The organism is Pedobacter sp. 10L46_2 (assembly GCF_056395165.1).
This window is the reverse complement of record NZ_JBFTIZ010000030.1, coordinates 1-6442: the sequence shown is the minus strand read 5'-3', so window position 1 is coordinate 6442 and position 6442 is coordinate 1. Positions and strand designations below refer to the sequence as shown.

General features: G+C 38.4%; 4 protein-coding genes. 1 reads left to right on the top strand and 3 read right to left on the bottom strand.

The window, feature by feature from the left end:
* Both AC1DDX_RS05315 and AC1DDX_RS05310 read right to left on the bottom strand, forming a co-directional pair.
* On the bottom strand, positions 1 to 2245 hold a 2245-nt coding region (locus tag AC1DDX_RS05315), incomplete at its 3' end, for a ligand-binding sensor domain-containing protein (RefSeq protein WP_477621833.1).
* A gap of 338 nt (positions 2246 to 2583) precedes the next feature.
* Complete coding sequence (locus AC1DDX_RS05310) at positions 2584 to 2829, bottom strand: hypothetical protein (RefSeq protein ID WP_477611757.1); 246 nt, start codon at positions 2827 to 2829, stop codon at positions 2584 to 2586.
* A gap of 696 nt (positions 2830 to 3525) precedes the next feature.
* On the opposite strand from AC1DDX_RS05310, the gene AC1DDX_RS05305 reads away from it, so the two are divergent.
* Positions 3526 to 4110, top strand: a complete 585-nt coding sequence (locus AC1DDX_RS05305; protein WP_477611756.1) for a DUF4202 domain-containing protein — start codon at positions 3526 to 3528, stop codon at positions 4108 to 4110.
* Positions 4111 to 4285: 175 nt separating this feature from the next.
* On the opposite strand, the gene AC1DDX_RS05300 is transcribed toward AC1DDX_RS05305, so the two are convergent.
* On the bottom strand, positions 4286 to 5479 hold the full coding sequence (locus AC1DDX_RS05300; RefSeq protein ID WP_477611755.1) for a hypothetical protein: 1194 nt from the start codon (positions 5477 to 5479) through the stop codon (positions 4286 to 4288).
* Between the last annotated feature and the right edge of the window lie 963 nt (positions 5480 to 6442).

Here is a 6442-nt window from a genome sequence, read left to right as displayed (position 1 = left end):
GTTTATCAAATCCTTCCAGTTTGTAGGCATACGAGTTATTGCTGCTGGCGGCATAATTAAGCGCTGCAAATGATAATGAAAAGGTGGACTGGTTGTGCTTTAAAACAATTTCCTTAGCAATGTTAATATCTGCTTTTAAGGGCGAGTTATATTCAAAGGGCGTAACTTTTTTATTGAAGATCTGAAACTCGGTTAAGTATACCGGTGGGATAAAGCTATTGGTAATAATGTTTTTAGGATAAAAGGAATTGAACCCGCTTATACCACCAAAAAATAGCTTGCCATCCCTGGCCCTCAAAAACGCATTAGCAGAAAACTCTTCGCCCTGCAGGCCGTCTGCCTTATTGTATTTTTTGTATGTGCCTTTATCGGGGTTAAATTTAATTAATCCGTTAATGGTTGAGATCCATAACAGGCCTTTTTCATCCTCCAGTATGCCCTTAATGAGCTCATTGGCCAGCACACCACTCTTGGTGTATAGATTAAATTGATCTTTGGTTTCATTGTATAAATAAAGGCCGGCTTGTCCTACCCAGACCCGGCCTTTGCTATCGGTATAAATTACTTCAATAATAGGGTTTTTCTCCTGCCCTAAAAAATAATGCCTGAAAGAATTTGTGGTTTCGTCAAGGCAGTTAAGTCCRGCATCGTCTGTGCCTATCCATATGTTGCCTTTTTTATCTTCATTTAATGATACAATATCGTAACCCAAAAAGCTGGTTCTGTTCTGCGGGTCCTTAGTTACCCGTGTGAACGTGTTATTGTCCGGATTATAACGGTTCAGGCCCCCGTTATAAGTACCTATCCAAATATTGCCCTTCCTATCCTTCAACAGTTTGTAAACATGGTTAGAACTAATGCTGAAATTATCCTTGGGATTGTTTAAAAGCCGTTTAAATGTTCCGGTTTTGGAGTTAAAAATATTGAGACCGCCGCCCCATGTAGCGACCAGCAAGTTGCCCTGGTTATCTTCTATAATATCAAGCACCGCATCAGAGCTAATAGAGCTGTTATCAAACGCATTATAGCGGTAATGTTTATAGGAGTTATCGGCGCGGTTGTATTTGTTAAGTCCTCCGCCATCGGTGCCAATCCAGATCGTGCCTTTACTGTCTTCATAAAACGCCTTAACATCATTATAGCTTAAGCTATTGTTATTTTCCTCGTGTTGAAAAAGTTCAAAGTTCTGTGATCTGGGCTCATATAATTTAATCCCTCCACGGTGTGTGCCGATCCACATGTTACCTTGATTGTCTTCAAAAAGTGCAGATATGGTTCGGTGCGGCAGCGTACCGGGGTTATTTAGATAGTATTCGGTATAATGATAAAAGGAACTGCTGCCGGGGGTAAGTAAATTTAAGCCACCGTTTACGCAACCGGCCCACAGATTTCCTTTTTTGTCAAAAATCAGATCAGTAACCGAGTTGCTGCCTATGCTTGATGCATCCGTTTCAATATGATAAAGATGCTTTATTTGTTTGGTTTTAGGGTTAACTACATAGATACCCGCATTTTCGGTGCCTATCCAAAAATCACCATTGGGCGCTTGCTGCATTACCCGTATCTTGGCTTTAAAATTAGGGCTCAGCAAATCTTCGTTAAAGGTATTGTTTCGGTAGTTAAATTTGTTTAAGCCCGATCCGGCCGCAATCCACAAATTATTTTCACGATCCTCAAAGATGTAATTAATGTAGTTTAATGATGCATTGGTTGCATTCTTTCTATAGCAGCTAAACTTTTTAGTTTGCCGGTTAAATAGATTCAGGCCGCCGTTATAAGTACTTATCCAAAGGTTGCCACGACGATCTTCATAAATACGGTTGATGCTGTTGTCAGATAACGATGCTGGATTATTTACCTGGTGCTTATAGGATGTAAAGGTGCCTTTCTCCCGGTCGAATAAATTTAATCCATTGGAGGTGCCAATCCACAGGTTTTTTTTCCTGTCCTCATAAATATGTCTGATGTAGTTGTCGCTGATACTGAGCTTATTATTTGCGTTATTTTTATACACTACCATTTGGTAGCCATCGTATTTATTCAACCCGTCTTTAGTGCCAAACCACATAAAGCCTTTGCTATCTTGCAATATACAATTAACGTTGCCGTTGGATAATCCGTTATCGCTGGATATATTGGTGAATTTTAAGGGGGGTACGGCACCAATACCTAAAAGCGGACACAAACATATTAAAAATAACATATGCCGTTTGGCAAAGATGCTTGCGGCTTTAAAAAGGCTCATAACAGGTTATTAATTGGTTAGTATAATGGCAGTGACAGCCATAATTCAGAGTCTAAAATACTTAAATCCTAAGAAATTACACAAATAAACGCGCTAATGATAAATAGGTCAAAAGAAATGATAAATACGACAAGTAAACGCTTCGATTTAACGATTATTTGTTTTGAGCAATAACCAAACTGCCACGGGATAGGCTCAGTGCTGGCGGTAAGGCACCGCATACAGTTCTTTACCTTTACGATCGCCTGGTCAAAAGAAACCTAAATAATTTTGGCCTCAAAGGATTAATAAATCATTTGATCAACAAGGGACGGGCGATACGGTCAATTTTGGGAGACTCAGGGAGGATTCATTTCATGTTGTGAGGTTAAATCAAAGTTAACTGCGAAATGCTTTGCTTTTTCCGTTAATCGGTCTGCAGGAATCTCCACCCAAATCCATTTCCTAACAAAAGTCAAGTGTACCCGGGAGTTTCTACAGGAACTTTGTGTATCGGGAGCAAACAGATATTTGGGGAATAACCTGGTAAGGTTTCTTATTTCCAGATGCAGTAGTTTATTGTTTCTATCTTCCGGGTTTACCATGATTATAAGTTTTAAATTCCTATTGATTACACTGCGTTTGATTTTTGGTTCATGAAATTTTAATGAGCGGTAGTCAGTCCGGCAAACTTCTTAAAGCGATCCAGTGCTGATCTGCAATTATTGATATCATGCGAGTGGAGGAACGGTTCAGGATTTGATTTCTAGTAGATCTGTGATCATTGGTTGATGCCGGTATTTGGGCTGAGAGTTAAAGAATGTCTACTTATGGTCCTTTCTGGGGATGCAATAACCTCGCGTGCAGATTTAGCGGCTTTTATGTTTACACACATAACAGATAGCAGAACATTTTACAGTACAATTGATGTCGCCTATTAAATGATCAGAAGAACCAGGTTCCGCGAAAGARGTGGCCACATAGGTGTTAGCCCGAAGTCCGATCTAAACCTCCATCGAGCAAAGTTGAATTGGATTACGAGAGAAACCTGAACCACTATCGCCTAAATATATAAACAGGGTTAAATAATTCACTATTTTCTATTACAATTGATTTTTTCCACTAAATTAGACTCAGCTATGCTAGTTAAAACAAGCCTTACTGATACCTGCTGCTATAGTTAGTGTGATGTAGCAAACTTTTTATCCATCTGCCCGGGTTCTTGTTATTGTATTGCCCATAAAATAATCGCTGATCCCAAAACAAATGCCACTTGGCAAAAATTCTAATTAAAGTGAAACATGTCAAATATTCAACAGGCCTATACTCTTTTTGATCAATATAACCAGAGGTCTCCCGAAAGTATTACATACCAGGGCAAGACTTATCCAATTGAATATTTTTATGCATTAAAGCTTCACCAATGGGTACTAAAACTTGAACCAAATGCTAGTGAAGCCTTGCAGCTTGCCTCCAGATGTCAACATATTGGCCGTTGGGAAATCGCAAGAAAAACCTACCCCGAGGGCCGGATCGGCTATTTAAAATGGAGAAGTGATCTTTCAAAATTTCATTCAAAAAAGTGTGAAGAAATACTTCGTTCCATTGACTATAACGAAAGCATTATAAAGCGCGTCAAGGAAATCATATTGAAAAAAGGAATAAAAAATGACGCAGAGGTACAGATAATAGAAGATGCGTTGTGCCTTGTGTTTTTAGAATTCCAGTACGATGCACTCATTAAAACGCAACCGGAAGAAAAGATGATCAGCATCCTTCAGAAAACACTGGTTAAGATGAGCGACATTGGCAGACAAAACGCTCAGGGTATTAAGTTCAGTGAACTTGGGGAAATGCTCCTGCTTAAGGCTATGAATCCCAGTTAGTGCTAAACCACAGCTATGGTTATCAGTCTATTTCAAAGTTACGAGTGAGAAATATCCATTATCTCCGAAAGATATTACCTGTACCAACCTGGCCGGGAAATAGTTTGTTTGCTAGCACATCCGATAAGAAACAGTTAAACCCAAGCATGTTTGAGGTTTGGTAGCATCGAGCTTCTTAGCGTTTGATACCGTCAGTATGATCCAACCTGGCAATAATGCCCCAGCCATAGAAATAATTTGCTAGTGCTATCATTATCTCGTTTTTGCCTTTACGCAGAGGAAGTTTAATGTTGGCATTTTCTAAAGTGCATCTTCCCTCAGGACTTTTTTGCGCTGGCGTACCAAAGTAATTTTTATCAACGTATATAATTTCACCATTCAAGAAGAGCCATACCTCATCGTTAAAGCCAAAATTTAGCATTCTTTCCTGATCCTTGTCGGAATCGATTGTAGTTTTAAGCCAAGTAAGTCGTCTGACATCATTTTCTCTTAGTCCATATATTCTGGTAAGGTTAACAATTCCACGCGCTTCAGCTTTTATCGGTGACCATTTTGTATTACTATCTGGTAACTCCGAATTTGTTAGTTTTCCATACATACTTGGTAAAGAGAATTTTATTTCTTGTCCAAAAGGAAAATCTTTCGCAGGTGCTACCATCCAATCTCTTAGGTATCTTGTATCGCCAGTGGTTGCGATATAACCAGATTCGGGACTTAAGCCCTCTGTAGCATTTGGTTTTATTGTAAAATTGGCATATATAACATTTCCAGAAAGCGAAATGCCGCCAGAGTTACGTCCACCTTCCAATTCGGGAACAATGAGCGCAGGTTTGGTCATTTCATTTATATATACCCTCATCTGTTTGCCTGATATAACCAATTTTAAATGATTCCATTTATTCTGATATATAACGGCACCTGCCTGATACTCGTCGGTCAAGTCCCAGATGCTCATGCCGTCCATTAAGGCAGCATACTGCAATGTTGTTCTGGTTTCCGGTTTTACAGCACCAAAAGAACGGATATAAAAGTTCTCGCCATTTTTATGGTCTTCGGACATGCGGAAATTAATTCCCGGAAATCCGATGCCGCTAAGTTCTACATCAAATTCAATTGTACCATTGCTGAAATTGTGATTTTTTAAAAATACCTGAAATGCACTTCCATTTTTTCCTTTTATAACATTCGTATTTTTGTAGGTTGTAAATTCAGTTGTAGCGGCGTCACTTTTCCAATATTCAGCCTTCATTGGTATTTGAACTTCGCTACTTGAATCTGATTTGGTTGCTTTTATCGATTGGGCATTAATTTGGAATGAACACAAGATTCCGGATAGAAATAGAATTGATAATTTCATATTAGTCTTCATGATAAAAAGGTGGTGGTTAAAAACTAACCAATTCAATGCCAGTATTCAAATACTCGATTCTTAGAAATCAGTCCCCTTTTTAATGCTACAATGTGTTCATTTTCGAGCACTGATGTGCGGTTTCGTACGGGATTCATGCATTGGATGTGTATTTCAAGATATGAGTAAGGAATAGCTATAGAATGGTACAACCTATACCAATCTGGCAGGAAAATTTAATGAATTGTTCGTTATTATTTATAAAAAAGTACTAGGCTTGAATTGCCTGTTCTGGTTCCGTTTGATTTATTGTCCACCAAGTTAACATTGAATTTACGTGAAGTGCACTTGTCAGGATTCGAACAACCATAGGATCGAAGTTATCAAACGCCGACATTTGAATTAGTCAATAGTAAAGTAGTCGTCGGAGCCGAGCTATAGGAAGATAAAGTGATGCAATATGGGCTAAATTGTATCGCTTTTAAAATTTAACGCTCTCATCGCAATGGTAAATAAAATTAACTGAATTGCAAAATGCAACTAAAAGACTTAACTGCTAGGTGTATATTTCAAAGATATGAGTGGGGAAGAACAAGATAGTAGACACGTCATTTTGAGCCAAGCTGATACCCAATGCGGATTTGTTTGATTTTTATGGTGGGTGGCCTGTTGTACTTCCTTGTCTTTTTTCGGGCTATGATTACTTTAGTTTTCAGGACTTTGACTTTTTTTAAAGCGAAATTGCTTGTCATTTATTTTGCTATTTGACAAACTTTTGGGGAGTACCTAAAAACAAACTACTCAAGATGTTGGTGAACTGAACGCATATACCATGTGTAACAAATAAAAATAGAACTAAGTTCATTAAAAAAATCTTCGCGCTTACCTGTTTTCACAATGATTTAAGAATCTATATTTTCATTTTTGGTCTGTACTGTGATCCTTCATTGAGAATTACGAATCCAATAATATGCTTTCCACCAC

Excerpts from the sequence above, each read along its gene's own strand:
- AC1DDX_RS05310 (WP_477611757.1), bottom strand. The coding sequence starts at position 2,829 with ATGGTAAACCCGGAAGATAGAAACAATAAACTACTGCATCTGGAAATA.
- AC1DDX_RS05305 (WP_477611756.1), top strand. The coding sequence starts at position 3,526 with ATGTCAAATATTCAACAGGCCTATACTCTTTTTGATCAATATAACCAG.
- AC1DDX_RS05300 (WP_477611755.1), bottom strand. The coding sequence starts at position 5,479 with ATGAAGACTAATATGAAATTATCAATTCTATTTCTATCCGGAATCTTG.